General features: G+C 49.3%; 23 protein-coding genes. 9 read left to right on the top strand and 14 right to left on the bottom strand.

Translation table 11 applies throughout. The features are described 5' to 3' along the window. Window positions 1-10 precede the first annotated feature (10 nt). Complete coding sequence (gene rpoZ, locus FCN45_RS19230) at window positions 11-286, bottom strand: DNA-directed RNA polymerase subunit omega (RefSeq protein ID WP_007885265.1); 276 nt, start codon at window positions 284-286, stop codon at window positions 11-13. A gap of 57 nt (window positions 287-343) precedes the next feature. After that, entirely contained in the window at window positions 344-967 is a 624-nt protein-coding gene (gene gmk, locus FCN45_RS19225) for a guanylate kinase (protein ID WP_137386795.1), read from the bottom strand. A 240-nt stretch (window positions 968-1,207) separates the two neighbouring features. Between gmk and ligB the strand changes: the two genes are divergently transcribed. Beyond that, the gene (ligB, locus tag FCN45_RS19220) at window positions 1,208-2,977 is read left to right on the top strand and encodes an NAD-dependent DNA ligase LigB (RefSeq protein WP_137386794.1); all 1,770 of its coding nucleotides are present in this window, start codon (window positions 1,208-1,210) and stop codon (window positions 2,975-2,977) included. Here the strand turns inward: ligB and FCN45_RS19215 are convergent. Then, the gene (locus tag FCN45_RS19215; protein WP_008109765.1) at window positions 2,891-3,508 is read right to left on the bottom strand and encodes a trimeric intracellular cation channel family protein; all 618 of its coding nucleotides are present in this window, start codon (window positions 3,506-3,508) and stop codon (window positions 2,891-2,893) included. The two genes, ligB and FCN45_RS19215, sit on opposite strands and share 87 nt — an antisense overlap. 291 nt (window positions 3,509-3,799) lie before the next feature. Here FCN45_RS19215 and FCN45_RS19210 point away from each other — a divergent pair, with 291 nt between their 5' ends. Continuing rightward, a complete protein-coding gene (locus FCN45_RS19210) occupies window positions 3,800-4,492 on the top strand; it encodes a LuxR C-terminal-related transcriptional regulator (protein WP_101760707.1) in 693 nt (230 codons plus the stop codon). A gap of 80 nt (window positions 4,493-4,572) precedes the next feature. Here the strand turns inward: FCN45_RS19210 and FCN45_RS19205 are convergent, their stop codons facing one another. From FCN45_RS19205 to FCN45_RS19175, 7 genes are all read right to left on the bottom strand, one after another. Then, window positions 4,573-5,217: an oligosaccharide flippase family protein gene (locus FCN45_RS19205; protein ID WP_137386793.1), complete on the bottom strand. Its 645-nt coding sequence runs from the start codon at window positions 5,215-5,217 to the stop codon at window positions 4,573-4,575. Window positions 5,218-5,291: 74 nt separating this feature from the next. After that, window positions 5,292-5,558: a hypothetical protein gene (locus FCN45_RS19200; RefSeq protein ID WP_137386792.1), complete on the bottom strand. Its 267-nt coding sequence runs from the start codon at window positions 5,556-5,558 to the stop codon at window positions 5,292-5,294. Between the two features lie 436 nt (window positions 5,559-5,994). Beyond that, window positions 5,995-6,390, bottom strand: coding sequence for a polyketide cyclase (locus tag FCN45_RS19195; protein ID WP_101760704.1), 396 nt, complete (start codon window positions 6,388-6,390; stop codon window positions 5,995-5,997). A 106-nt stretch (window positions 6,391-6,496) separates the two neighbouring features. Beyond that, window positions 6,497-7,642 carry an alanine racemase gene (locus FCN45_RS19190; RefSeq protein WP_137386791.1) on the bottom strand — a complete coding sequence of 382 codons (1,146 nt, stop codon included), beginning with the start codon at window positions 7,640-7,642 and terminating at the stop codon, window positions 6,497-6,499. Window positions 7,643-7,754: 112 nt separating this feature from the next. Beyond that, on the bottom strand, window positions 7,755-9,194 hold the full coding sequence (locus tag FCN45_RS19185; protein ID WP_137386790.1) for an efflux transporter outer membrane subunit: 1,440 nt from the start codon (window positions 9,192-9,194) through the stop codon (window positions 7,755-7,757). Window positions 9,195-9,332: 138 nt separating this feature from the next. After that, window positions 9,333-10,256, bottom strand: coding sequence for a kdo(2)-lipid IV(A) palmitoleoyltransferase (lpxP, locus tag FCN45_RS19180; protein WP_101760701.1), 924 nt, complete (start codon window positions 10,254-10,256; stop codon window positions 9,333-9,335). Window positions 10,257-10,553: 297 nt separating this feature from the next. After that, the gene (locus FCN45_RS19175; protein WP_137386789.1) at window positions 10,554-10,772 is read right to left on the bottom strand and encodes a hypothetical protein; all 219 of its coding nucleotides are present in this window, start codon (window positions 10,770-10,772) and stop codon (window positions 10,554-10,556) included. Between the two features lie 774 nt (window positions 10,773-11,546). On the opposite strand from FCN45_RS19175, the gene FCN45_RS19170 reads away from it, so the two are divergent. From FCN45_RS19170 to FCN45_RS19160, 3 genes are all read left to right on the top strand, one after another. Then, on the top strand, window positions 11,547-12,476 hold the full coding sequence (locus FCN45_RS19170) for a haloacid dehalogenase-like hydrolase (protein ID WP_137386788.1): 930 nt from the start codon (window positions 11,547-11,549) through the stop codon (window positions 12,474-12,476). An 838-nt stretch (window positions 12,477-13,314) separates the two neighbouring features. Further along, window positions 13,315-14,286, top strand: a complete 972-nt coding sequence (locus FCN45_RS19165; protein ID WP_137386787.1) for an AAA family ATPase — start codon at window positions 13,315-13,317, stop codon at window positions 14,284-14,286. A gap of 21 nt (window positions 14,287-14,307) precedes the next feature. Next, complete coding sequence (locus FCN45_RS19160; RefSeq protein WP_137386786.1) at window positions 14,308-16,908, top strand: S8 family peptidase; 2,601 nt, start codon at window positions 14,308-14,310, stop codon at window positions 16,906-16,908. A 474-nt stretch (window positions 16,909-17,382) separates the two neighbouring features. Here FCN45_RS19160 and FCN45_RS19155 read toward each other — a convergent pair whose 3' ends face one another. Further along, entirely contained in the window at window positions 17,383-17,829 is a 447-nt protein-coding gene (locus FCN45_RS19155; protein WP_168197472.1) for a P27 family phage terminase small subunit, read from the bottom strand. 285 nt (window positions 17,830-18,114) lie between these two features. On the opposite strand from FCN45_RS19155, the gene FCN45_RS19150 reads away from it, so the two are divergent. Continuing rightward, window positions 18,115-18,627, top strand: a complete 513-nt coding sequence (locus FCN45_RS19150) for a DUF2778 domain-containing protein (protein ID WP_137386784.1) — start codon at window positions 18,115-18,117, stop codon at window positions 18,625-18,627. Between the two features lie 395 nt (window positions 18,628-19,022). Here the strand turns inward: FCN45_RS19150 and FCN45_RS19145 are convergent, their stop codons facing one another. Then, the gene (locus FCN45_RS19145) at window positions 19,023-19,505 is read right to left on the bottom strand and encodes an Hcp family type VI secretion system effector (protein ID WP_137386783.1); all 483 of its coding nucleotides are present in this window, start codon (window positions 19,503-19,505) and stop codon (window positions 19,023-19,025) included. Between the two features lie 246 nt (window positions 19,506-19,751). Continuing rightward, complete coding sequence (locus FCN45_RS19140; RefSeq protein WP_061720336.1) at window positions 19,752-20,615, bottom strand: YicC/YloC family endoribonuclease; 864 nt, start codon at window positions 20,613-20,615, stop codon at window positions 19,752-19,754. Window positions 20,616-20,771: 156 nt separating this feature from the next. On the opposite strand from FCN45_RS19140, the gene FCN45_RS19135 reads away from it, so the two are divergent. Beyond that, window positions 20,772-21,215, top strand: coding sequence for a DUF3574 domain-containing protein (locus tag FCN45_RS19135; protein WP_110868218.1), 444 nt, complete (start codon window positions 20,772-20,774; stop codon window positions 21,213-21,215). Between the two features lie 31 nt (window positions 21,216-21,246). Here FCN45_RS19135 and FCN45_RS19130 read toward each other — a convergent pair whose 3' ends face one another. Then, window positions 21,247-22,431 carry a NupC/NupG family nucleoside CNT transporter gene (locus FCN45_RS19130; protein WP_137386922.1) on the bottom strand — a complete coding sequence of 395 codons (1,185 nt, stop codon included), beginning with the start codon at window positions 22,429-22,431 and terminating at the stop codon, window positions 21,247-21,249. A 144-nt stretch (window positions 22,432-22,575) separates the two neighbouring features. Here FCN45_RS19130 and rph point away from each other — a divergent pair, with 144 nt between their 5' ends. Both rph and pyrE read left to right on the top strand, forming a co-directional pair. Further along, complete coding sequence (gene rph / locus FCN45_RS19125) at window positions 22,576-23,292, top strand: ribonuclease PH (protein ID WP_101760691.1); 717 nt, start codon at window positions 22,576-22,578, stop codon at window positions 23,290-23,292. A gap of 49 nt (window positions 23,293-23,341) precedes the next feature. After that, entirely contained in the window at window positions 23,342-23,983 is a 642-nt protein-coding gene (pyrE, locus tag FCN45_RS19120) for an orotate phosphoribosyltransferase (protein ID WP_008109749.1), read from the top strand. The last annotated feature ends 29 nt before the right edge of the window (window positions 23,984-24,012 follow it).

Genomic DNA, 24,012 nt, shown 5'->3' with positions numbered 1-24,012 from the left:
CGAAGTGCTGTTAACGACGACCTTCAGCGATAGCGGTAACGGCTTGTAACTCAGCGGCTTCCTGCTCATGCTGTTCCTGACGATCACGGACATCCAGAATCTGGGTAGTGATCAAACCTTCTTCGATTTCGCGCAGGGCGATAACGGTTGGCTTATCGTTCTCTTCCGGAACCAGCGCATCTTTACCGCCTACCTGCATCTGACGTGCACGACGTGCAGCGACCAACACCAGGTCAAAACGGTTACCAACTTTCTCTACTGCGTCCTGAACGGTTACGCGTGCCATAGGTGTGCTACTCCACAGATGATGAAGAAATGACTGGGCATAATACTGAAAGTGAATTCAGACTGCCAATAGTTTGCTGATTAAAGCATCATGTCGCGATTTTTGGCGACCCATACGCAGACGTTCTGCGCGAATAATGGTTTTCAGATCTGACAGCGCCAGATCGAAATCATCATTAACAATTAAATAGTCATATTCGGCGTAGTGGCTCATTTCCGCCACGGCCTGTTGCATACGACGGGCAATCACCTCTTCGCTGTCCTGACCGCGGCCACGCAGGCGACGATCCAACTCTTCGGTAGAAGGCGGCAGCACAAAGATGCTGCGAGCGGCCGGCATTTTCTGGCGAATTTGCTGCGCACCTTGCCAGTCGATATCCAGGAAGACGTCCACGCCGGTTGCCAGCACCTGCTCAATCGCAACGCGTGACGTACCGTAATAATTGCCAAACACTTCCGCATGTTCGAGGAAGTCGTCTGTTGCAATCATGGTCTCGAATTCGGACTTAGAGACGAAAAAGTAGTGCTCACCATGAGCTTCACCGGGACGCACGCCACGGGTGGTATGAGAAATAGACACCTGCGTATCGTACAGCGGTTGTGTCTTTAACAGCGCCTGAATCAGGCTGGATTTACCCGCGCCGCTGGGGGCGGAAACTATATAAAGCGTGCCTTGAGCCATGGTTATCTTGAATTGAGTAAAGAGCGGAGTCGATTTCCTGCACAGTATACACGGCTTGGGGTGGTCACGCAGCGTTTGCCGCCTGGCTGAGGCAATTCTTTTTTCTGTGAAGCCGCGCCAGAGGCTGATGTAGCAGGCTGCAACAGCAATTTAATCTCTGGAATCTGCATCCAGCGCACAATCTTCATGGCTGGTAAAGGCCTGCGCTGCGCGCTCCAATAGCGAAAAAGGAGAGCGAAGATGAAAGGATGCCTGAGTCTATTGTGTTGCTTATTCAGTATAGGTTGCTGGGCCGAAGCGCTCTGCCCGAATTGGTCGCCGGTGCGCGCGGGGCAGGAAATCACACAGCTGCAAACCCAGCTACGACAGTGGGATGACGCGTATTACCGGCAGGGCACAAATCTGGTGACCGATGCCGATTACGACAGCCTGCAACAGCGATTACAGCAGTGGCAGCGCTGTTTCACTCCGGCGCACGCCACCTACGATGCACAACTCACCACCGACGGCAGTACGCATCATCCGGTGGCGCATACCGGCGTGCGCAAACTGCGCGATAAGCTGGAAGTGGCGTACTGGATGCAGGACAAATCTGCGCTATGGCTGCAGCCGAAAGTCGATGGCGTCGCCGTTACTTTGGTATATCGACAGGGTAAGTTGGCCTCATTGATCAGTCGCGGTGATGGTTTACGTGGCGAAGAGTGGCTGGCCAAATCCGCACATATTCCCTCCATCCCGCAGCAGCTGGATACCTTGCGCGAGGAAGTGGTGCTGCAGGGTGAGCTGTTTCTGCAAATGACCGATCATCAACAGGCGCGTGACGGCGGCAAGAACGCGCGCGCGCAGGTGGCGGGAGCGATGATGCGCCACGACAACAGCCCGCTACTTGAGCAGCTTAGCGTATTTATCTGGGCGTGGCCGGATGGACCCAATTCAATGCCCGATCGTCTGGCGCAGCTCACACAATGGGGATTTGGGCTGGCGCAGAGCTGGAGCCGTCAGGTGAGTAATGAAGAAGAGGTCGCGGTATGGCGCGATCGCTGGTTCCGCGAATCGCTGCCGTTTGTCACCGATGGCGTGGTAATTCATCAATCACCCGTCAGCGCAGGGCGCGATTGGCAGCCCGGCCAGGGCAGTTGGTCAGCGGCATGGAAGTATCAACCAGCAGAAGTCAGCAGCGAAGTGCTGTCAGTGGATTTCAATGTGGGCCGCACGGGCAAGATCGCCGTGGTGCTAAATCTGATACCGGTGCAACTGGAGGACAAAACGGTACGCCGGGTAAACATTGGTTCCCTGCGACGCTGGCGGGAACTGGATGTGATCGCGGGTGATGAGGTGACGCTCACGCTGGCGGGATTAGGCATTCCGCGACTGGAGCGCGTGATTTGGCGTGTGGCGCAGCGCGATTATCCAGCGTCGCCACAGGAGGGCGAATTCCACGGCTTAACCTGTCTGCACTTTAGCGCCGACTGCCGGGCGCAGTTTTTATCTCGCCTTAGCTGGCTCAGCCAGAAGTCGGTACTCGATATTGCGGGTGTTCAGCGCAGCAGCTGGCAGCGCCTGCTGGATAGCGGCGCTATCAGCCATCTCTTTTCCTGGCTGACACTGACGCCGGATCAGATTGCGCAGGCTAATGGCATCACGCCGGCTCGCGCGCAACTTATCTGGCACCGCTTTAACCTGACGCGTGAGCAGCCGCTGCGACGCTGGGTGAGTGCGCTTGGCTTGCCGTTGCCGCGTGCAGCGTTACAGGCTTTACCGGATGCGCAGTGGTCGCAGTTGCTGGCGCGAACGGCGGAAAGCTGGCAGCAACTGCCCGGTATCGGTAGCGTGTTAGCACAACGGATTGTGATGATGCTGCAGGATGCGCACCTGCAGCAGTTGATTCACTTTCTGCAGCAGCAGGAGATTCCTGCAACTGATTCAATGTTCAGGATGGGGATAGTTGAAGATCGGCAAACCGAGGCGGAAACGCAGCGCCAGCAAGCGGGCGAAGAAGCCGAACAGTAGCGTGATGATCACCACCGCTTCATGCGCCAGCGGCGTTTTCAGCAACAGGATATACATCCAGCCCGAGGCAAAAGCGATACCGGCATACAGCTCTTTCTGGAACACCAGCGGAATGCGGTTGCAGAACATATCGCGCAGCACTCCGCCGAATACGCCAGTGATCACGGCGGCGATGGCAGCAATGATGGAGGCGTGCCCGCTATCCAGTGCAACCTGGGCGCCAATAATGGAGAACACCACTAAACCCAGCGCATCCAGCACCAGAAACACTTTGCGCAGGTGCGTCATCAGCGGTGCTACAAAGGTGGTCACAACCGCAGCCGCAGCCACGATCATGATGTACTCCGGGTTTTTAACCCAACTGAGCGGATAGTGGCCCAGTAAAATGTCACGTACCGAACCGCCACCAATGGCGGTGACCGAAGCGATGATAATCACGCCAAAAAGGTCCATTTTACGACGTCCTGCCGCCAGCGCGCCGGTCATGGCTTCGGCAGTAATACCAATAATATAGAGAACGGTTAATAACATAGAGCACTCCAGTAAATTGGCGGCAAGGCTAAAGATTTCCCAGAGTGTAGACCACTGATATTTTTTAAATAAAGTGTCATCGGATTAGGCATTTTGATGGCGAGCATGCTAACAGGCTTAGCATGCGGGATAAATCTGCAGTTAATGATCTTTTCGCATAAGTATAAATGATGCGAATAGAGGCTGATCTTCTCTTCTTAAGTTCTATCCAGTTTGTGTCGTACGTGATTACTGGCAAATAAACCAGGCTTACCGCTCTCAGGCATTACGCGTTGCAACTATTGGACAGGCATGAAAACTCGTAACGAAGACATTCTCTTTTTCTCCTCTGACAAACTGGCGGCGCTGGGGCTTGAGAGTCTTTTGTCCTCGTTACCTGTTGCGTGTCAGCTGCATGAGCTATGGTCTCTCAGCACGGTCATGGCGAAGTGCGAAAAGATGAAACCGCGTTTGCTGGTGTGTATCTTTCATGAAAATATGCCGCTAACCGGCACCTTAAAAGTGCTTTACGCTTTACAGCAGCAGTTTCCCACGATGCAAATCGTGGTGCTGACGCGGCGTTTGTTACCGCTGATGCATGCGCTCAGTCGTTACCTGCCTTCGCTCACGGTGTTGGACTTAAAATCATCTCGTCAGATACTTTCCAGCCGTCTCCTAACCAGCATCAACACTAATGCCCAAATTCAGTTAGTTGAAGGCGCGGATATTCTTCTGCCAGACAGGCAATTAAGGGTACTACTGATGATGGCGTGGGGTTACAGCATTGAGCACATCGGCATTCGCCTGGGCATCAGTCATAAAACAGTGAATGCACACAAACTCAATGCACTGGCGCGACTGCAGGTCAAAAGCAAGAATGATATGGCCGATCTCTACATGGTGATTGATGAGTTACGCATGATAGTGAGTTGGCTGCGCTTGCAGCGTAACGGCAAGTTAAGTGAACTCAGTTTTCAGTCACTGGAAGAGTTACTGGAAGCCTAAAAAGAAAAAAGCGTGCTGGCGACCAGCACGCGAACGCATCTTTTCAGATGCCCAGAGCCCACCATACAGACTTGTTTTTATTATCCGTTTCTTGCTCGCACGTTAGCGAAACTTTTTAGGCTAAAGCGGTATTCTGGCTGGAACCAGGAGCGACCGTAGTAGCAGTAGATCAGCATTCTGATGGATACCATGGCGAGGTAGCCCCAGATGGCGCACAGCACTGAAGGTGTCAGCCACACGGTAAACAGTGTGACGCTTAATCCCACCAGTACAGAAGATGTTTCCGCGAAAGCGATGCGTGAAAATTGGTTTTCCCGCTGTAATATGGCGCGATAATGTTGTCCCTGCGGAATAATAATGAAGATGACCGAAATCATTTCCAGCATTATTGCCATTTCGGGTTGATTCATCATTCGACTAGAAATATCGCTACCAATAAACAGCGCGGCAAAAATAGCGAGTCCGCTTAATACATTCCCCCAATATAATATTGAGAGATCGCTATTGTTCAGGTTTTTAGTTCTGATAATGGCATTGCCAAATCCGCGATCGGCCAGTGTGTCAATAATCAATAACATTACAATAGCAATGGCGAGTAAATTTAACTCGTTTGCCTGGAGTATTTGTGCCAGAAGTGAAAGTTGTAAAACACCAATGCCGACGATTTTAATCGATGACAAAATTGACCATTTAGCGTTGGTCAGATTTTTTTCTCTTATCGCCATATTCTGCTCATTATGGTACATGTACCAGTGCAATTAAGGGTTTACTCTGGCCACAGGCCAAAGCACAGCTTACATCAATGCAGCGCATCCTGACGCAGCCCTGATATACCTTTCAGGTTTTGCCACGTAAAAATGCGTTCAATTAAATGATGTTCTGAATTTATCAAGATGACCCTGGCGCTTAATGATGTTGTTGTCTTAATGGTATCTCCTCCTGTGCGGAGGAAATCCGTAAGATCATTATAAAATCCCTTTGAGTTTATATATTCCCCGGCCAGCATCCGGCTGGCAATCTCAACAAATTCTTTTTCTGATAACAAAGGATAGGTTGAGCGATCCATGTTATTTCCCTGCTGTTGTTATTATGGTTACTGCTGTGTGTGAAATGAGTTATACCGTGTTTTAATTAATTTAACACCATCAGAAAAATCCTATAAATAGACCGCAGGAATAAATGGTTTCAGAATTTGCATCAGAATATATAAGGCGAGTGATTTACTATTTATTAGTGCTTTTCTTCATTCCATAGGGTTGAATGGATCAGTGATAAAGAAAAAAAGAAAAAACTTTGATAAATCAGAGGCACTCAGCATTTTTCTGCACATCCTCACCAGGAATTTTCCTGTTGAGGATGCTTAAGCCAGACTGGTGTTTAACAGATAAATACGTGAAGGTTTGAGCAAAACAGTTAAACGCTATTGAGCAAAAAAGTAAGCGATTTTTATTGATTGATTCCAGCATGCGTTAAAGAAGCGTTCTCTGCATAATCCATTGATTCTAATGAGTTAACAGATGAAGAAGCTGTTCCAGGTCGCGTTTTACCCATGCAACATCCTCGGCAAACTTCTCGTCAGACATGAATGCTTGACGATAAACCACCATCACCACTTCCGCACCTTGCTCATTGGCAATCACCCGCATCGGCATATAAATCTCTTTACCCGTTCCGGTATCAATCCAGTGATCCATCACGCCAAAGGGATTGTGTGGGGTAAAGCGAATCTTTACCGTTCCCTCGGGACCTTTGGCTTTCCAGCTGTTCCCTTCCTGCGTCAGCGTACTGGCGCTGAGTCCGCTAGCCCATTTGGCAAAGCATTCCGGTTTCCAGATGGTTTCATACAAATCTAACCAGTTGCGTGGAACCGTTAGTGTGACGGTCTGAGATGGCAGCATGGGACCTCCTGATGTGATACAGCCATTAAAGCACGCTGATACCGGGCTGCAAACGGCCCGGTCATGGAAGTGTGGGTCAGCAGCGGTTTCCGTGAAAACGCTGTAATCAGATAAACTTGCCGCGTCCCTGAATAGCCTGTTCTTCACCCGTACCATCAGCATGGCGCAGCACGAAGCGATCGGACTGCGCAACTACCGCGCAGCTGTGATTAGGGAAGATGCGTAGCAGCGCGCCAACGGCGGGTGCCTGTTCAGCATATTGCAGGAAACCATGCTCCTCCGACAGCTTCAACACTTCATAATGATTGCCTTGCTCATCGACGGCGATACCAAATCCGCTGGCATTGGTGCCGTGCGGCCCTTTGTCAGAGCTAAGCATTTTGGAACCGGCATCAATAATGGCGAAGTGCGGATTGACCGCTACCACGCGCGTTACCACGCTCAGCGCCAACGCCTCTGGCGTGCAAAGACCTAAACGCCATGCGGTGAGATCGAGCAGCGCGTAATTGCCGGGGCGGATTTCATTGCTTCCCTGCGCGACGGGTGCCGCCAATGCCGTTGGCGTTGAACCGACTGAAATCGGGCAGTGCGCAAAACCAGCGGCAATCAGGCGCTGCTGCAGATCACGCATTAATGTGATTTCCTGCAGAGCAACGTCGGCAATCGCTGCGGCATTGCCTGCGCCATAAGCGTGACCGGCATGAGAAACCAGCCCGGCAAACGTGAGGCCCGCACCCAGTATCTGCTGCGCCAGCGTAACGGCGGCATCGCCGTGCGGATCAACACCGATGCGATGTAATCCCACATCCACTTTGATGGCTAACGCCAGCTGGCAATCGAGCTGGCGCTGATGTGCAGCCGCTATTGCCGCCACGCCATTCGTGCAATCCGCAATGCAGGTAATGCGCGCCTGATGTTGTACGGCCACCGCCAAAAGTTCTTTCAGCGTTTCGGCATGCACAATTGGGTAAGCCAGCAGCAGATCGCGTTGCCCACCGAGAATAAAAGCGATGCCTTCACTCGGTTTAGATACGGTAATGCCGCGCGCGCCGAGCTTTCGCTGCTGCTCAGCAATCCAGACGCTTTTATGGGTTTTGATATGAGGACGTAGCGTGACGCCAGCGGCATCGGCTTTTTGCTGCATCTGTTGCAGGTTGCGTTGCAGGCGCGCTGCATCAATTTCGAGGTAAGGTGTGAGTCGGTCGGCAATCAGAGGCCGCAACCAACCAGCCTCAATATTCTGTTCCATCATAATAGTCCGCAGGTGATTACACTGTGCGGACTATGATTCATCAATGCACGGTAGAATGCCAGCCGACAAAATCGGCACATTCCTGCGCAGGGCCGCCATTGATGGTGACTTTTTAAACTTTAGAGTTGGAGCTCTGGAATCCGCCGCCCAAATCTTCTATCAAAACCACTGCAAGGTTAATCTGCTGCGCCTTCAGCGCCACCAGTTTCTGTTCGGATTCGATCAGCTGATTTTGGATTGTCAGCACATCAAGATAAGGACGCAGGCCCGCTGCGTATTCACGATGCAAATCATCCCACGCGCTGTGAATCAGCTGGTTGGCGCTTTCCTGTTGCGCCAGCTGATCCTGAATCGACTGCAACTGAGTAATGGTGTCGCTGATATTGCCCAGTGAACTAATCAGCAATTTGTTGTACTGCGCCACCGCCAGATCGTAATCGGCGTCGCTCTCTGCTAAATCGGCGCGACGTTTGCCCGCGTCAAAGATTGGCAATGACAAACTCGGTCCCACATTAAAGAAGCGGCTTGGTGCATCAAACAAGGCATCGCCGAGCAGTGATTTGGTGCCGGCTTCGGCCACCAAATTGATGTTGGGATAGAACTCGGTTTTGCTGGCGGCGATCTGTTTCGATGCCGCTTCAACGCGCCAGCGCGCGGCCACCACATCCGGACGACGACCCAGCAGTTCGGCCGGAATGGCGTTTGGCAGCATGGCGGCGACCGGCACATTCATCTGCGCCGGTTTTAGCTGGTGCCAGTAATCCGGGCCTTTACCTATCAGCGTCGAAAGCTGAATACCGGCATCGGTGACTTGCTGTTGAGCTTGCGTCAAGTCGGCTTGCGCGTTTTTCTGCTGCGACAGCGCCTGCTTATATTGGTAATCGGAAGTGAGGCCAGCGCTGACATATTGCTGCTGAATTTTGGCGATACCCGCCGCACGCTCGGCATTCTGCTGCGCCAGTTCGGCATTATTCCAGGCGAGATTAAGGTTGTTCCATGCTCGCGTCACGTTCGCGGCCAGCGTTAACTGACTGGCCTGACGATCCAACTCGCTGGCACGTGCTTGCCCCAATGCGGCTTCAGCGGCATCTTTTTTGCCGCCCCATAAATCGAAGGTGTAGCTCAATCCAACGTTAGCGGTGCGCAGCGTGCTGTAGCTTTTCCCCTCCAGCAGCGGATCATCCACTTTTGCCACACGCGAGCGCGTAATGCCCGCGTTGAGATCGACATCCGGATAGCGTTCGGCATCGGCGGCAATCACTTGTGCATTGGCTTTATCCGCTTGCGCGTTGACTACCTGCAAATCCGGGTTGGATGCCATCGCATCATTAATCAGTCGATTAAGTTGAGCATCGTTAAAACCTTGCCACCATGCGCTTTTTGGCCAATTCGCGGCACTGAAATGCGCGTTTTTCAGGGATTGACTGGCTTGCAGAGCGTTAGCATCAAGCAGCGTGTTTTTGGGGTGTAAGCCGCGTGGATTGGCACAACTGGCCAGCAGCGCAGTGGCAACGGCCAGCGCGAGAAATTTGCAGTGAAAGTGCTGTGTCATGGTTCTGGTCAAAGAGGGGAGAAGGCGACCATTACAAGAGGCGGGGCAGATTTTGACAAACCTGTTTTTCGTTAAGAATGGTTGTTAAATGTGAGCAGAGAAAATGAGCAGCAGGTGAAAACCTGCTGCATCAAGAGATTAGATATAGAGAGACGCTTCACCCGGCGGACGGGTTTTAAAGCGACGATGCAGCCACAGATATTGGTCGGGCGCACGCAGAATTTCATTCTCAATCACGCGATTCATGTAAGCAGCGGCAGCGGCTTCATCTTCATACGGATAATTTTCCAGTTCAGGCTGAATAATCAGCTGATAACCGCTCTTATCCTGGTTACGAATCAATACGATGGTCAGCATCGCCGGTTTTGCCAGACGAGACAGAACATAGGTGCCGTTGGTGGTCGCCGCTTGTTTCACCGCAAACAGCGGAGCAAACACGCTGCCTTTGGGGCCGTAATCCTGATCCGGTGCGAACCAGACCGCTTCGCCTTTTTTTAGCGCCTGCACCATGCCGCGCAAATCGCGACGATCGATCATCGCTTTATTCGAACGCATGCGACCTTTGGTTTGTGCCCACTCCATCGCCTGATTATTGTGCGGACGATACATCGCCATCATTGGCTGGCATAAACCGGTAATGCGGCCGCCCAGCTCCAGCGACATAAAGTGCACACCGATAACCATCACACCACGCTGGTGGCTTTGTGCGTGCTGCAGGTTTTCCAGACCATGCACTTCGAAGTAACGACGCACGCGTGCATCAGACCAGAACCAGGCAATGCCGGTTTCTGCCAGCGCCATTCCTAGCGATTCGAAGTTGCCGGCGATCATCGCCTCGATTTTCTCTTCCTTAATATTGGGGAAGCAGAGCTCAATATTGCGACGGGTGATGCGTTCGCGGCGCTTCAGGAAGTGACGCGACAATTTGCCAGCGCCAGCACCAAGCCGGATCAGAATGGGGTAAGGAAGTTGCACCAGCAGCCACAGCACACCTAGCCCAAACCAGGTAAACCAATAACGGGGATGCAGAAGTTTGGAACGGAACTGCCTGGATTTCGTCATAACGCCTTCATGTCGGGGAAAAAATGTATCGCACGAAGAAAAAGGGTCCCTGAGTTCCTGGAGCGGTACAACTGTATTGATTACGACCAGCACTTTAGCAAAAAGTGCCGTCAATGTTACCCAATCTCTGCAATCCTCAGGATTGAGCACATTCATGGTTAGAACGGCTTCATTCTATCACCTTTTATTCATTCCCTTTAAAAACAGCAGGGTAAACTCATCCTAAAGAAGTCAAAATAGCCATCACGTAGTGGATTAAGAACTGTCTGTTAATAAGGACACACTAATCTTTACGCTTTATTTACTTTGTTCAGGAAGATTAAAGCGTTTGTCTTCAGGAAAAAGCCGATGACCGCGCTGATGCAGTCTCTGTTGCCATTCCATGTCTCCCTGCAACATGGCAATTTTAAGCAGTGAGTAGGTTACGTTGGCATCATGGTGCTTTGTCAGGTATTCCCTTGCCCACACTTTGAATTGGATTAACTGGCCGATATCTTTTGTGCTGTTGAACGTCATTAGACGATGAAGGTTTGCATCAAACTGATAGCGCTCCCATTGGGCGTAAGGATTAATAAGTTGCTCAGCATGGGAAAAATCAGCAAACCGCTTAATACCAGAGCATGTGGCGCTAACTGTTAGAGCGGATGCTCAAAAGTAGATGTGCCACATTAGGCAAGATCATCATCCATAACGTATAGGCGCGTCGCCTTGCATGAGGGCTACCGGTTACGACGGGCTTGAAGCATGCCCATATCAATAGAGCCGCTCCCTCCAGCGCAATAACGCCATTTTCTACCCACTGAAAAAGAATTTCATTATGCGGATGCAGTGCCGGTCATCCTAATCAGAGTTGGTATGGCTATAGTGACCGGGTCGGTAAACTTCACTCTCACATCTGCCTGTGCATTAGGTGAAGGGCGACAGATTTCTCGATAAATTAATAGGAAAAGTAAAATATTAATATCGTAAGTAATATTCAGAAAAACAACGTCTTTTTATTATAAAAGCATTAATAAGATAGGTGCTTGTGATACTTAGATAGATGTTTTCTGAAATTAAAGACATGTCTTATACACAGCGAGAGAAATGCAATCATTTTAAAATGATTAAGACCTTCTGTTACTTTACCTGATGATAATCATAATCTTTTCATGAATTGCTTTCGCTACCTATTACGGCGGGAGATTTACAAAGAGTTGATCAGGACATATATCTTTTGAATGCCTGAATGTTATTTTGTGCAAAGATTTCCCGGTCTTAATCTGATGATTACCAAAGAGAATAAATTCTATGACACATAAACGTTTGCTGGATTGCTCAGCTTCCGAGCTGCTGCCGATGGATAAAGATGCGTTGATATATGCTGTGCGTGCCAGCGAAGGGCGGGTGGTAGTCAGCGAAACTATCGGCATGACTTCGCCTTTGCTGCATAATATTACTAACGCCGAATTGGCGGCCTCTCAGGGGGCTGATATTGTATTGATCAACATGTTCGACAGTGAAAACCCTGTTATTCATGGCATGCCCGCAAACATTGCGCCGGAACAAACTTTACATGAATTATGCCGGCTGACCGGGCGTATTATTGGGGTCAATCTTGAAGCGGTAGATCCTGATTTTAATGCCACGCATCTTGATGAATTACAAATGGTGCCAGGGCGCGCGGCAACAGCGGAGAACGCCTGCCGTTTGGTGCAAATGGGAGCCAAAATTTTGGTTCTCACGGGCAATCCTAATAACGGTGTAAGCAATCGTGCGCTGGCTAAAGCGGCGAAAATGATCCGCGAGGCAGTTGGTAACAGCGCACTCATTATCACCGGTAAGATGCATGGTGCTGGCATTGTTCAGGAGAGTGGCAGCGGCATCCTCACCGAGCAAGATATTGCTGAGTTCGTGCAGCAAGGGGTTGATGTGGTGTTGGTGCCTGCACCCGGCACACTACCGGGTATGAGTCAGCAAAAAGTTGCCTCACTGATTGAATGTATTCATTCGCATGGCGCTTTAGCAATGACCGCGATCGGGACATCGCAAGAGGGGGCAGATGTGAATACCATTCGTCAAATCGCGTTAATGAGTAAGATGGCGGGCGCGGATCTTCATCATATTGGTGACACCGGTTACATCGGGATGGCATTGCCTGAAAATATCATGGCTTACAGCATTGCCATTCGCGGTATCCGACATACTTACACGCGCATGGCACGCTCAATAAATCGCTAACCCGCATTAATCGTCAAGCCCGTAGGATGACGGACTTGACGTTATTAATGGAGGGCGTGATCACTCGATGTTCTGAATCTGATTATAGAGTTAACCAATAAGCTATTGATTTTAATGTTTTGTTTTGAATCTTTTTTGTTTTTTGTACACTCATGTGTACACTTTATGGCAGGGTGTTAGTTTCTTTTAACCATAAACTGAATTTCGTCAGCTCTGAGTACGAAGAGTGTTTCTTTATACGTTCTGATTCCCGCCTTCCTAAAATCCAAATCGGTGTGCTGCCGAAGAGGTTTACTTTTCTGGATAGCAACTATCGATGTTTTTATGTGGAAGATTAACAGATTGATAACTGTTTGAGAATTTTTACTATAAAATTCAAATAGATGTCTTCCTGAGCTTTTGAAGTTGTTAACAATCTTCAAACACAGCTGTCAACTGTTACCGAAAGGCGAACATTAAGCCTTTCAAATCGACGGCGGTGTTGGTTAACAATGGAATCGCTTACGTACTTAAAAAAATCAACGACTCAATTTTCAACGAATGATTGCGGTGATGAGTAGCCTAACTATATAAAATATAATGGTTTTCATTAGCCCGTCAAACAAAAAACATCTAGTGAAATTAAAGTTAGTCACCGTTATCAAAGGCTATAATGCCTAGGAGGATGTTTATCAGAACCCTGAATGTCCAATGAATCATTTAACATTTTTTAGAGATCAATCCTGTTTGGGTATAAAGAAGCAACTTGGGAGTCTTGATTGCAGGGTTTAACCAGATATGTGTTTGCCGGGTTTGATCGGCTTGATAAACTACACTCTGTAGTAATGTGAGGTGAGCAATGGCCAGAGCCGACTTAGTACTGAATTTAGTTGAAACGGGAATGAAGGGTGACCTGCCTCGTTTCAAAATTACCGCAGAAGCTATCGCTGCGGAGGCTACGGCACGCCACCAACATCAACTGGCTGACAAGCTGAAAAATATTCTTACCAGTTCAGGCTCGGGTGAAGCACGTCGCTATACCTACGATAATGATCTTCAGAATGCGTTTTATGAAATTCAACCCCGCAAAACTCTGGATGACCTCATTGTTCCTGAATCTGTTGTTACGCAGTTTATGGAGCTTATTGAAGAACACGCACGTCGTGATATTCTCCGATCGTACAATCTTGAGCCCCGACATAAACTACTTTTATCAGGCCCTCCTGGCAATGGTAAAACTTCTATTGCCGAGGCGCTTGCAAATCATCTGTCTCTACCATTCTTCACGGTTAAATATGAAGGAATCATTAACCGTTATCTGGGCGAGACAGCGCAGCAGATTGATAAGTTATTTGAGTTCGTTAAAACTCAACGCTGCGTCCTTTTCTTCGATGAATTTGACGCCATCGGGAAAGAGCGCGAAGATGCTAATGACAGCGGCGAAATGAAGCGTGTAGTGAACTCACTACTTAAGCAGATAGATTTATTGCCAAGTCACGTGGTGGTAGTTGGGGCCACAAACCATGAATCAATGCTCGACAAAGCCATCTGGCGAAGATTTCAGTTACAGATAACTGTGCCTGCACCAACACAGAGAATGGCAACAAAATGGTTTGAAGAATTTGAAAAGCGTGTCGGCCACTCTTTTGGATTGGCACCTGCTACCCTTGCCAGAAAATTGTCAGGGTTGAGTTTTGCCGAACTTGAAGAGTTTGCTCTCGACGTGCAACGTAAATACGTGCTCGGCCTCCCTGCAAGTAAAAACAAGCTGAAGGATATTTCCGTTCATTGTCTTAAATTCTGGATGGAGAGATACCGACAGGAAGATTAATTCACATAAAAGGAACGTGAAATGGCGAAGAACCCTCTACTGATATTTACCGCCCCGAAAACAGTCAGAGAGAGGGATGTGCTTCCGCCCTTTGTATCATCAATACAATCACCCCCCTTAAATATACAGGCCAATCGTATACTGCCCAAAGTAGAGAGGCTCGAACGTAAATTTGCAGAATACATAGAGCTTGCTGATACTGCTGATGGTTTCTTGCCAGAAAAAGTGCTCGTCCTTGAAGTTGCAGGTGAAATTCAAGGTGTTGCTAATGCACTTGCACGAGTTAAAGGTTTTGAATATCTCTCATCATCCCTTCTTGAAAAATCTTTTGACAGCGAAGATTACTACACGCTGAGTAACAATAAACGTTCTCCCACCTCCAAAAATGCTTACCTCACGATGAGTAACCAAGCCGGGTTGAGCCGACTTTTGGCTTTGTGGCGAGAATATCAAAGAACCAGTACGGTTGAACGCGGCTACGGAGCCCTTAAAGAAGTATTCAACAGGCTGATTGATATAAGGTTTTGGAATACGCGGGATAGGCTGGATGCCACGTCGGTAGTTGAAAATTGGCAGACTCTTGTAGAAGATGCTGCGGCAGGATATGACACGCCAGTGCCCTTTGAAATCGAACTCTGGTATCGGGCGTCATCGGTAGAGCAGGCCAGAGCGGAAACGCGCATAAGACGCCTTATTTCCCAGGCAGGTGGGAATATTTCTGGCGGATGTTTACACAAAGGGATCAGCTATCACGCTCTAGTTGGTCAACTGCCTGTCAGCAGTGTTCAGCAGGTGCTGGCCGAGGGAGCCGAAGTTCTGGAACTTATGCGGTGTGATGATGTTATGTATTTCAGACCCCTTGGACAGTGCGCGATGCCAGTGAACAGTGAGGAAACGGTAGCTAGTGAAGGGTTGCCAATTGGCCATCAGTCTTTGCCTGATCCCTATGCCAGTCCGGTGATTGCTTTGCTCGATGGGCTGCCGCTTGAAAATCATCAGGCACTCAGCGGCAGACTTGAAATTGATGACCCAGATGACTTTGAGTCACTCTATACTTCTCCTTCTCACCAGAGCCACGGGACTTCAATGGCTTCATTGATTGTGCATGGTGATTTGTCAGACCCTGTAGAGCCTCCACTCCGACGCCGCATTCACATCAGGCCAATTATGGCACCAGGTAGCGCAAGTTTTAACGGCAGCGTCATTGAGCAGATTCCGACTCATTATCTTCCGGCTGATCTTATCCATCGGGCCGTAGTTAGAATGAAAATAGGGGAAAACGGGCAACCCCCAACTGCGCCTAATGTTTCGGTGATTAACCTATCCGTAGGGGATCCCAGCAGAATGTTTGATGCGCATATGAGTCCTTGGGCGCGAATGCTTGATTGGCTTTCTGTCGAGTTTAAGGTGCTGTTTGTAGTAAGTGCGGGCAATTCAGGGATGCAACTGATTCTTGATAATGTCGCAGGCGACGATTTTGGAGCACTTACGCCTGATGAATTGGAAGAACATGCTCTAAAAGCAATTGCAATACAACGCCCGCTTCGACGTTTGCTCTCACCGGCAGAGTCAATTAACGCTTTAACCGTTGGAGCAACACACCACGACGGCTATAAAGGTGTCATTCCTGCTAATCAGGTGGATATTTTTAGAACGCAGGGGATGTTTTCCCCCATTAACACCGTTGCTCTCGGCAGACGTAAATCGGTTAAGCCTGAAATTCATATGCCCGGCGGCAGGCAGACCTATATTAACAAAACCATTACAGCCCGAGATCCTGTAAGGCTGGTTATCTCTCAGACTCCTCGCTTTGGGCCAGGGCTTCAGTCCGCCATGCCTGGAGCTGGAGGTGCCATTAATCAGTATGGATTTACATCCGGCACTAGTAATGCAGCAGCACTGGCAACTCGCAGGCTTGGCATTCTTCATGAGACGCTCCAGGAAATGAAAGAACTAGGCTATGGGGATGCGCTCTCTAAAGCCCCTGAAGCGCTGATCCTTAAAGCCATGATGATCCATGGAGCTGAGCACAATGTGTTGTCAAGACAACTTATCAGCCGCCATCTTGACGTAAATGGTAGCCGGACATTCAAGTCTGACCTTAATCAGTATTTAGGCTTTGGCCGTGTGAATGAAAGCCGTATTCATTTCTGCGATGACAACCAAGCTACGCTGCTTTACACCAACGTTATCGAGGGTGAAAAGGCTCAAGATTTCTTCCTCCCACTTCCCCCCAGCTTAGCCGCGCGGACAATAAATCGTCGCCTCATTGTAACGGTCGCTTGGTTTTCACCTGTAAATCATGGACATAAAGATTATCGGGGAGCTCAGCTATGGGCTAGCCCTGCTTTTGGCGCTATTGATCTGGATGAATTCGATAACTACCCCTCCCATCTAAAGAATGGGACTGTTTATCACGAGGTTCGTAGAGGAAATCGTGCCTCGGCGTTTACTAAAGGCGATCAGCTTGCAATCCGAATTAACTGCTATGGACGTGCCGGTATCAGGCAACTCAAAGTCCCTTATGTTGTGATTGCGACACTGGATACGCCGGGCGTTGCGTTACCCGTCTATGAAGAGGTCCGTGCGGCATTGCAGATTGCAACGCAGCAAAACGCTTAATTCTTGTTTCATGCAGGAATGAAGCTGGTAATACAGAATGGCTCTAAGGGTAAAGGTTGGCGGCGCGTTAAGAAGGAGAAATTTCTTTACGCGCACCTACGCATATGAGCCTTTTGACCTAATCTGCCCCACTTATAATTTAAGAGATTGCGATGATATTTAATTACCATCCAATAACATATTTTAAAGGTGGATAGCTGTTTATAATGCTATTAATTGTATGCGCCATCAGATGAATTGATGCTGGCTAATAAATTTAGATTGTTGATCCAGACTTTTTGCTTTTTCTTAAAGATAGTTAAATATCTGGAACACTAAAATTGTATATGATTTATTCGCCAGCGAAGAGTTATGGGTATTTAAGCTAGAACAGATTTTCGCGTTATTTGATACACGGATTTTAAGCGATTTTCATAGCATGTATGAATGCAGTCGGCATCAAGTCGCTTGATGGGGAGCCCGTCACATCCAATTTTAAAACTTATCAAACTCACCGTAGCCTTCATCCTTAAAACTCGCCGAAAAGCGCATTGAGCTCAGCGGATCTAGCCCTAGAAGTGAGCCTGCACGAATGAATTGATTAAACGCGACGTTTCGAGCCGTAAACGTTGGATTGGTTTTCTCCCCGCCAGAGCCACCTTCACTGGTTAAACCACCGCTAACTGGATGAGTCTCTGCCTTAGCTGTGACGCTCTGATCAGCCATTATCATGTAATGCCAAGCGTTGCAGTAAAGAACCAGCATTGGATAGTGCGCAGGCTCGAATGTGCCGCGTTCAGTCAACACTTTGGCTTGTTTACGCCACATGTCTTTAGCAACATTACCAAGCAACTCTTGAGGCGGCGGAACGCTTACAGCTCGTTTTTTAGAGAGATGAATAACGTTCTTCTTACGTCCCGCACCACTTGCACGAATAGTCATAAGTCCTCCCAAGATAGGTTTCAACATAGAATTGATCATATATCAACGATGAAAGCTATCAGAAAATATGATCCTTATTTAGCGTGCGGAAAAATACGATGGGGCGGGCAGTACGAGACAGATGGCGGCCAAAAAGTTTAACCCATCCTCCCTATAATCAAATCAATTTTTGTGCCCGCCAGCACAGACCGCATTTTTAAACTGCTCTTAAGCCGATGTCTGCTTTCAAATATTACCCTTATCCATATAATAAACGTGGTTTATTAAGGTGGAGACAGGCGACGGATGGCTATACAAGGGAAGTTTATTTTGAATGGTGCAGATATAGCGCCTTTGACGATCTACGGAGTTGGTACGTTTATGGCTTTCTCAGGCCAGCAAAACTACATCAACAAAGGCGGGTGCGCACACATCAAAAGTTTAGGGCCAACACCGCCGGGTAATTACTACATAGTTGATCGCCCTTGGGGGAGACTTGGCAATATGCTGCGTGCAGCAGCGGCTGACATCGCTCTATCAATAAAGCGTGGCACAATCGTGGATCATTATGAATGGTTCGCTCTCTATAGAGACGATGGCATTATTGATGATGACACGTTTTATGAGGGTGTAGCACGTGGAAACTTTAGATTACATCCAGGTCAGATATCAGAAGGTTGCATAACGCTGGTACATCGAACCGATTTTTACAGAATTAAAACGGCCATTTTAAACCAGCCTCAATTTTATATACCGGGAACAAAAATTAAAGCTTATGGAAAAATTGAGGTTATCAGTAATGGGACGTTCTGCCCTTAGTCTTTTATGGTTTATAGTTTTTGTTATCGTGCTCATTTGCATGGTTAGGATTGACTATTATTTTAGCGTGAGCGAAAGCTATAGAAATTCAGAGTTTATATACACACTGGCGGAGTTATTAAAAGTTTTCCCAGATGGCGAATCGATAATGAATTTCAAAGAATGGCTTATAATGCACGTATTAATATTAGCGTCGTTACTACCATTCTCTTTGATTCGAATTTCAGTCGAGTGTGCCATAAGAAAATACTGTTGTATTAAGCTAATAACAAAAGAATGGTTGCATTATTATATCAAACTTAATGTGATCGTGATTATCTCAATGATATCAATAAACTTGGTGATTGAATTACTAGACCGCCTATGATGTGAATAGGGGCGTAAGCCCCTTAATATTATCTTTCATTCCATGAATCAGAGTGTTGTACGTTTCCGTCACAATATTTGTGTGTGATTTTCTCGTACATTAATGCAACCGATTCTGTGTGATTCGCGCCACTAATCCCTGACAGTTTGGTATTAGGCATTCCTGGATTAAACGAAATGACCGTGACGCCTTCCAACAGCATGTTGTAGTACTCTTGTTCCTGCCCGGCATCATTGATGCGATACCATTTAAATTCTGCCGATTGAAGTTTCTGGCCGGTAGTTACAGCCTTGAACAGATAGGGGCTTGATGAATCAAAATCCTTCTCGAAGGATATTGGGGCATGTGTACGTTTGCCCGTTGCTTTACCTGTTTGAGAATCTACAGGGAGCGTGATCGCATGGGAAAAACCGATTACTTCTACGCTGTTTTCTCTGTCCTGCACATCAACACTGCCTCTAATCAGCGCACCACCATCATCTTTGAGCCACAGATAAGCTGGAATTGGCATATTTACTCGTCCTTTTATTAGATATCCCTAAAGCAATATACACTAATTAATAATAACCATTAGTTATTTTATGGTTTTATGGATGAGGGGGGTGATTTCAATGTGGAAGAGTTTGAGGCTTCTGTCATGATACGCATTAACGCGTATTACCTATTCCTGGTACTGGCTTTTATATATCAAAGCCCGCTGCAGTCCACGGTGCGGGCTTTTTAGGATTTAAGCTAGCTGATGAGTTATCGTAATTTCTTACTCAATATTCTGAATCTGCTCACGCATCTGTTCAATCAACACTTTCAGCTCAATCGCTGATGTCGTGATCTCGGCATTAATTGATTTTGAAGCCAGCGTGTTCGACTCGCGGTTGAACTCCTGCATCATAAAGTCGAGGCGGCGGCCAACGGCTTCTTTCTTTTTCAGGATGTTGTAGGTTTCTTTAACGTGCGCATCCAGGCGATCCAGCTCTTCCGACACATCGGTGCGCTGCGCCATCATCACCAGCTCTTGCTCCAGGCGATTATTTTCCAGCTGCACTTCGGCTTCTTCCAGCTTGGTGACCAGACGTTCGCGCTGCCATTTAATTACTTCTGGCATCTGCGCGCGCACTTTGCTGACTTCGTGCGATACGCCTTCCAGACGCTGTTCAATCATCGCTTTCAGCGCGGTGCCTTCGCTTTCACGCGCTTCGATAAAGTCATCTAACGCGCCATCCAGCGCCACCAGCAGTTCGGCGTTGATGGCATCGAGATCCTGCTCTTGCGCAGACATCACGCCCGGCCAGCGCAGAATATCCAGCGGATTAATCGCGCCTTCATCACTCTGCATCTTCACCCAGTTGGCGGCCTGCACCAGCTGTTTGGCCAGTGATTCATTCAGCTGCAGTTCGCCTTGCGCGCTGGCATCGGCGTCATAACGCAGGTTGCATTCGATTTTACCGCGCGTCAGGCGATTACGGATGCGCTCGCGGATGACCGGCTCCAGGCCACGAAATTGCTCCGGCAGACGGATATAGGTTTCCAGATAGCGCTGGTTAACCGAACGGATTTCCCAGGCGGCGCTGCCCCAGTGGCCTTTGGCTTCGCGGCGGGCGTAAGCGGTCATACTGCGGATCATAATCGTCTTCTCTTTTTCAGAAATGTTGGGTGAAGTATAGCGAGGCAGCCACGACGCTAACAGGCATAAGCGCACTTAAGCGTGAATAACAAAAAATTACCTCTTTTACCGACAGACACTTATGCTTAGCGCTGGTTCGCTTAAAAGGATGAAGTGATGTTCCGCTCTCTGGCTCTTCCTGCTTTATTAACCTTACTGCTCGCTGGCTGTCAGGCTCCGTCGACGAAAATGCATCAGATCCCGCCCAACACCGCGCCGGTTGCGGTATGCGGTTCTGGTGACGTGATGATGCAAACTACGTTGTGGTTTGGCATGAATAAACCGAAAGGTGGCATCGTCAGCAGCAGCGAATGGCAGCAGTTTGTCGATAACGATGTGACGCCGCGTTTCAAAGACGGTTTATCGGTATATGACGCCAAAGGTCAGTGGCTGGGCGAGAACGGTAAGCTGGCGCGGGAAAACAGCAAAGCGTTGATGCTGATTCACACTCCGGATGTGGCGAGTTCTGACAGCATCAACAAACTTCGTGATGTGTATAAACAGCGCTTCGAGCAGGAATCGGTGATGCGGGTTGATTCACTGGTGTGCGTGGCGTTTTAAAAAATGGCGGCCATGCAGCCGCCATGCGTTATCAGATAAACAGCCCGGCGAACGCGGCCGACAGCAAGCTCACCAGCGTGGAGCCATACACCAGCTTCCAGCCAAAACGGGAAACCACATTGCCCTGTTTCTCGTTCAGGCCTTTAATCGCACCGGCAACGATGCCGATTGAGGCGAAGTTAGCGAACGAAACCAGGAACACCGACAGAATCCCCAGTCCGCGTGGCGTCATTTCAGCCGCCACTTTCTTCAGCTCGATCATCGCGACAAATTCATTAGCTACCAGTTTGGTGGCCATAATACTCGCCGCCTGCAAAGCATCGGCGGAGGGAATGCCAACCAGCCATGCAAACGGATAGAAAACGTAGCCGAGTAAATGCTGGAAGCTGTAACCAAATACTGCCGCAAACAGCGCATTGATCGCCGCAATCAGCGCGATAAAGCCAATCAGCATCGCCATGATGATCATCGCCACTTTAAAGCCAGCGAGAATGTATTCGCCCAGCATCTCAAAGAAGCTCTGATCTTCATGCAGCTTATCCAGCGCAATCTGCTCTTCGTTTTCCGGACGGGTGGGATTGATGATCGACAGGATAATAAAGGTGCTGAACATATTGAGCAGCAGCGCCGCAACCACATATTTGGCATCAATCATCGACATATACGCGCCAACAATCGACAGCGAAACCGTCGACATCGCCGTCGCCGCCATGGTGTACATGCGTGGCGCGGAAATATCGGCGAGAATGCCTTTATAGGCAATGAAGTTTTCCGACTGGCCGAGAATCAAGGTGCTGACGGCGTTAAACGACTCCAGCTTGCCCATGCCATTCACTTTCGATAACAGAGTGCCAACGGCGCGAATCAGCAGCGGCAGAATGCGCCAGTGCTGCAAAATGCCGATCAGTGCGGAAATAAACACAATCGGGCAGAGCACGCCGAGGAAAATAAAGGCTAATCCCTGATCAGCCATATTGCCGAAGACAAAGTTGGTCCCTTGCGCGGCGTAGGTTAATAAGGTTTCAAAGAAGCCGCCCACCGCAGTGACTACCGATTGGCCGCCGGCCGAGTGCAGGAAGAACCAGCCCAGCGCGGCTTCGACAATCAGCAGCTGAATAATAAAGCGAGGACGAATGCGTTTGCGGTCGTGGCTGACCAACAGCGCAAGGGCAAAGATCACCACCAGCGCCAGCAGGAAATGGAGTATCGCGATCATCATTTATCTTTTTAAGGGAGGAAACGCGCATTTAGCCACAGCCACCACAGAATTTCATCCCGGATTGTGGCGATCGCGGGCGGGACAGCCGCAGCTGAAGTCCGTATAATGCGCAGCCAAACCTAAGCAAGCCGGAGAGAAACCATGCGTCCAGCAGGCCGTAGTGCATCTGAAACACGTCCCGTCACACTCACTCGTCACTACACCAAACATGCAGAAGGCTCTGTGCTCGTTGAATTCGGCGAAACCAAAGTGCTGTGCACCGCAACCGTCGAAGAGAGCGTGCCGCGTTTCCTCAAAGGCAAAGGTCAAGGCTGGATCACCGCGGAATACGGCATGCTGCCGCGTTCGACCCACAGCCGCATGGCGCGTGAAGCCGCCAAAGGCAAACAGGGCGGACGTACGCTGGAGATTCAACGTCTGATTGCCCGTTCACTGCGCGCAGCAGTGGATTTGCAAGCGCTAGGCGAATTCACCATCACGCTGGATTGCGACGTGATTCAGGCCGATGGCGGTACGCGTACTGCATCTATTACCGGCGCCTGCGTGGCGCTGGCCGATGCACTGAATGCGCTGGTGGCGGCTGGCAAGCTGAAAGCCAGCCCGCTGAAGGGTATGGTGGCGGCGATTTCTGTGGGTATCGTCGGCGGTGAAGCGCTGTGCGATCTGGAGTATGTGGAAGATTCCGCCGCAGAAACTGACATGAACGTGGTGATGACCGAAGACGGCCGCATGATTGAAGTGCAGGGCACCGCAGAAGGTGAGCCCTTCAGCCACGACGAGTTACTGCAGCTGCTGGCGCTGGCGCGAGGCGGCATTGAGCAGTTGATTCAGGCGCAGAAAGCGGCGCTAACTAATTGATGTAACAGGCGACCATAGAGTCGCCTTTTCTTTATTTGAGGAGTGAGAAATGAAAGCCTGGCAGCGTCAGTTTATTGAATTCGCCCTGAACAAAGGGGTGCTGAAGTTTGGTGAGTTCACCCTGAAATCGGGACGTAAAAGCCCCTATTTCTTCAATGCCGGTCTGTTTAATACCGGTCGCGATTTAGCGCTGTTAGGCCGTTTCTACGCGCAGGCGCTCGTTGATGGCGGCGTTGATTTCGATCTGCTGTTTGGCCCGGCGTACAAAGGCATCCCAATTGCCACCACTACCGCGGTGGCGCTGGCCGATCATCATGAACGTGACGTGCCTTACTGCTTCAACCGCAAAGAAGCCAAAGATCACGGCGAAGGCGGTTTGCTGGTGGGCAGCCCGCTGCAAGGCAAAGTGATGCTGGTGGATGATGTGATCACCGCCGGTACCGCGATTCGTGAATCAATGGATATCATCAGTGCGCATAATGCGACATTGGCGGGCGTGTTGATTTCGCTGGATCGTCAGGAACGCGGTCGCAGCGATATTTCGGCGATTCAGGAAGTGGAACGTGACTATAAGTGCAAAGTCACGGCGATTATTACCCTGGCTGAGCTGATTGATTACCTGGAAGAGAAGCCGGAGATGGCTGACCATCTGGCGAAAGTGCGCGCGTATCGTAAAGAGTACGGGATTTAATTATTCGGTAATGAGGTCGGCATTTATGC

It is taken from the genome of Pantoea sp. SO10 (assembly GCF_005281435.1).
Classification (GTDB): domain Bacteria; phylum Pseudomonadota; class Gammaproteobacteria; order Enterobacterales; family Enterobacteriaceae; genus Pantoea; species Pantoea leporis.
The sequence above is the reverse complement of the archived record's forward strand: the minus strand, read 5'-3'. Positions and strand labels throughout refer to the sequence as shown.

Bases quoted from the DNA above. Each gene is read 5' to 3' on its own strand.
- rpoZ (WP_007885265.1), bottom strand. From the start codon at position 286: ATGGCACGCGTAACCGTTCAGGACGCAGTAGAGAAAGTTGGTAACCGT.
- gmk (WP_137386795.1), bottom strand. From the start codon at position 967: ATGGCTCAAGGCACGCTTTATATAGTTTCCGCCCCCAGCGGCGCGGGT.
- ligB (WP_137386794.1), top strand. From the start codon at position 1,208: ATGAAAGGATGCCTGAGTCTATTGTGTTGCTTATTCAGTATAGGTTGC.
- FCN45_RS19215 (WP_008109765.1), bottom strand. From the start codon at position 3,508: ATGTTATTAACCGTTCTCTATATTATTGGTATTACTGCCGAAGCCATG.
- FCN45_RS19210 (WP_101760707.1), top strand. From the start codon at position 3,800: ATGAAAACTCGTAACGAAGACATTCTCTTTTTCTCCTCTGACAAACTG.
- FCN45_RS19205 (WP_137386793.1), bottom strand. From the start codon at position 5,217: ATGGCGATAAGAGAAAAAAATCTGACCAACGCTAAATGGTCAATTTTG.
- FCN45_RS19200 (WP_137386792.1), bottom strand. From the start codon at position 5,558: ATGGATCGCTCAACCTATCCTTTGTTATCAGAAAAAGAATTTGTTGAG.
- FCN45_RS19195 (WP_101760704.1), bottom strand. From the start codon at position 6,390: ATGCTGCCATCTCAGACCGTCACACTAACGGTTCCACGCAACTGGTTA.
- FCN45_RS19190 (WP_137386791.1), bottom strand. From the start codon at position 7,642: ATGATGGAACAGAATATTGAGGCTGGTTGGTTGCGGCCTCTGATTGCC.
- FCN45_RS19185 (WP_137386790.1), bottom strand. From the start codon at position 9,194: ATGACACAGCACTTTCACTGCAAATTTCTCGCGCTGGCCGTTGCCACT.
- lpxP (WP_101760701.1), bottom strand. From the start codon at position 10,256: ATGACGAAATCCAGGCAGTTCCGTTCCAAACTTCTGCATCCCCGTTAT.
- FCN45_RS19175 (WP_137386789.1), bottom strand. From the start codon at position 10,772: ATGACGTTCAACAGCACAAAAGATATCGGCCAGTTAATCCAATTCAAA.
- FCN45_RS19170 (WP_137386788.1), top strand. From the start codon at position 11,547: ATGACACATAAACGTTTGCTGGATTGCTCAGCTTCCGAGCTGCTGCCG.
- FCN45_RS19165 (WP_137386787.1), top strand. From the start codon at position 13,315: ATGGCCAGAGCCGACTTAGTACTGAATTTAGTTGAAACGGGAATGAAG.
- FCN45_RS19160 (WP_137386786.1), top strand. From the start codon at position 14,308: ATGGCGAAGAACCCTCTACTGATATTTACCGCCCCGAAAACAGTCAGA.
- FCN45_RS19155 (WP_168197472.1), bottom strand. From the start codon at position 17,829: ATGACTATTCGTGCAAGTGGTGCGGGACGTAAGAAGAACGTTATTCAT.
- FCN45_RS19150 (WP_137386784.1), top strand. From the start codon at position 18,115: ATGGCTATACAAGGGAAGTTTATTTTGAATGGTGCAGATATAGCGCCT.
- FCN45_RS19145 (WP_137386783.1), bottom strand. From the start codon at position 19,505: ATGCCAATTCCAGCTTATCTGTGGCTCAAAGATGATGGTGGTGCGCTG.
- FCN45_RS19140 (WP_061720336.1), bottom strand. From the start codon at position 20,615: ATGATCCGCAGTATGACCGCTTACGCCCGCCGCGAAGCCAAAGGCCAC.
- FCN45_RS19135 (WP_110868218.1), top strand. From the start codon at position 20,772: ATGTTCCGCTCTCTGGCTCTTCCTGCTTTATTAACCTTACTGCTCGCT.
- FCN45_RS19130 (WP_137386922.1), bottom strand. From the start codon at position 22,431: ATGATCGCGATACTCCATTTCCTGCTGGCGCTGGTGGTGATCTTTGCC.
- rph (WP_101760691.1), top strand. From the start codon at position 22,576: ATGCGTCCAGCAGGCCGTAGTGCATCTGAAACACGTCCCGTCACACTC.
- pyrE (WP_008109749.1), top strand. From the start codon at position 23,342: ATGAAAGCCTGGCAGCGTCAGTTTATTGAATTCGCCCTGAACAAAGGG.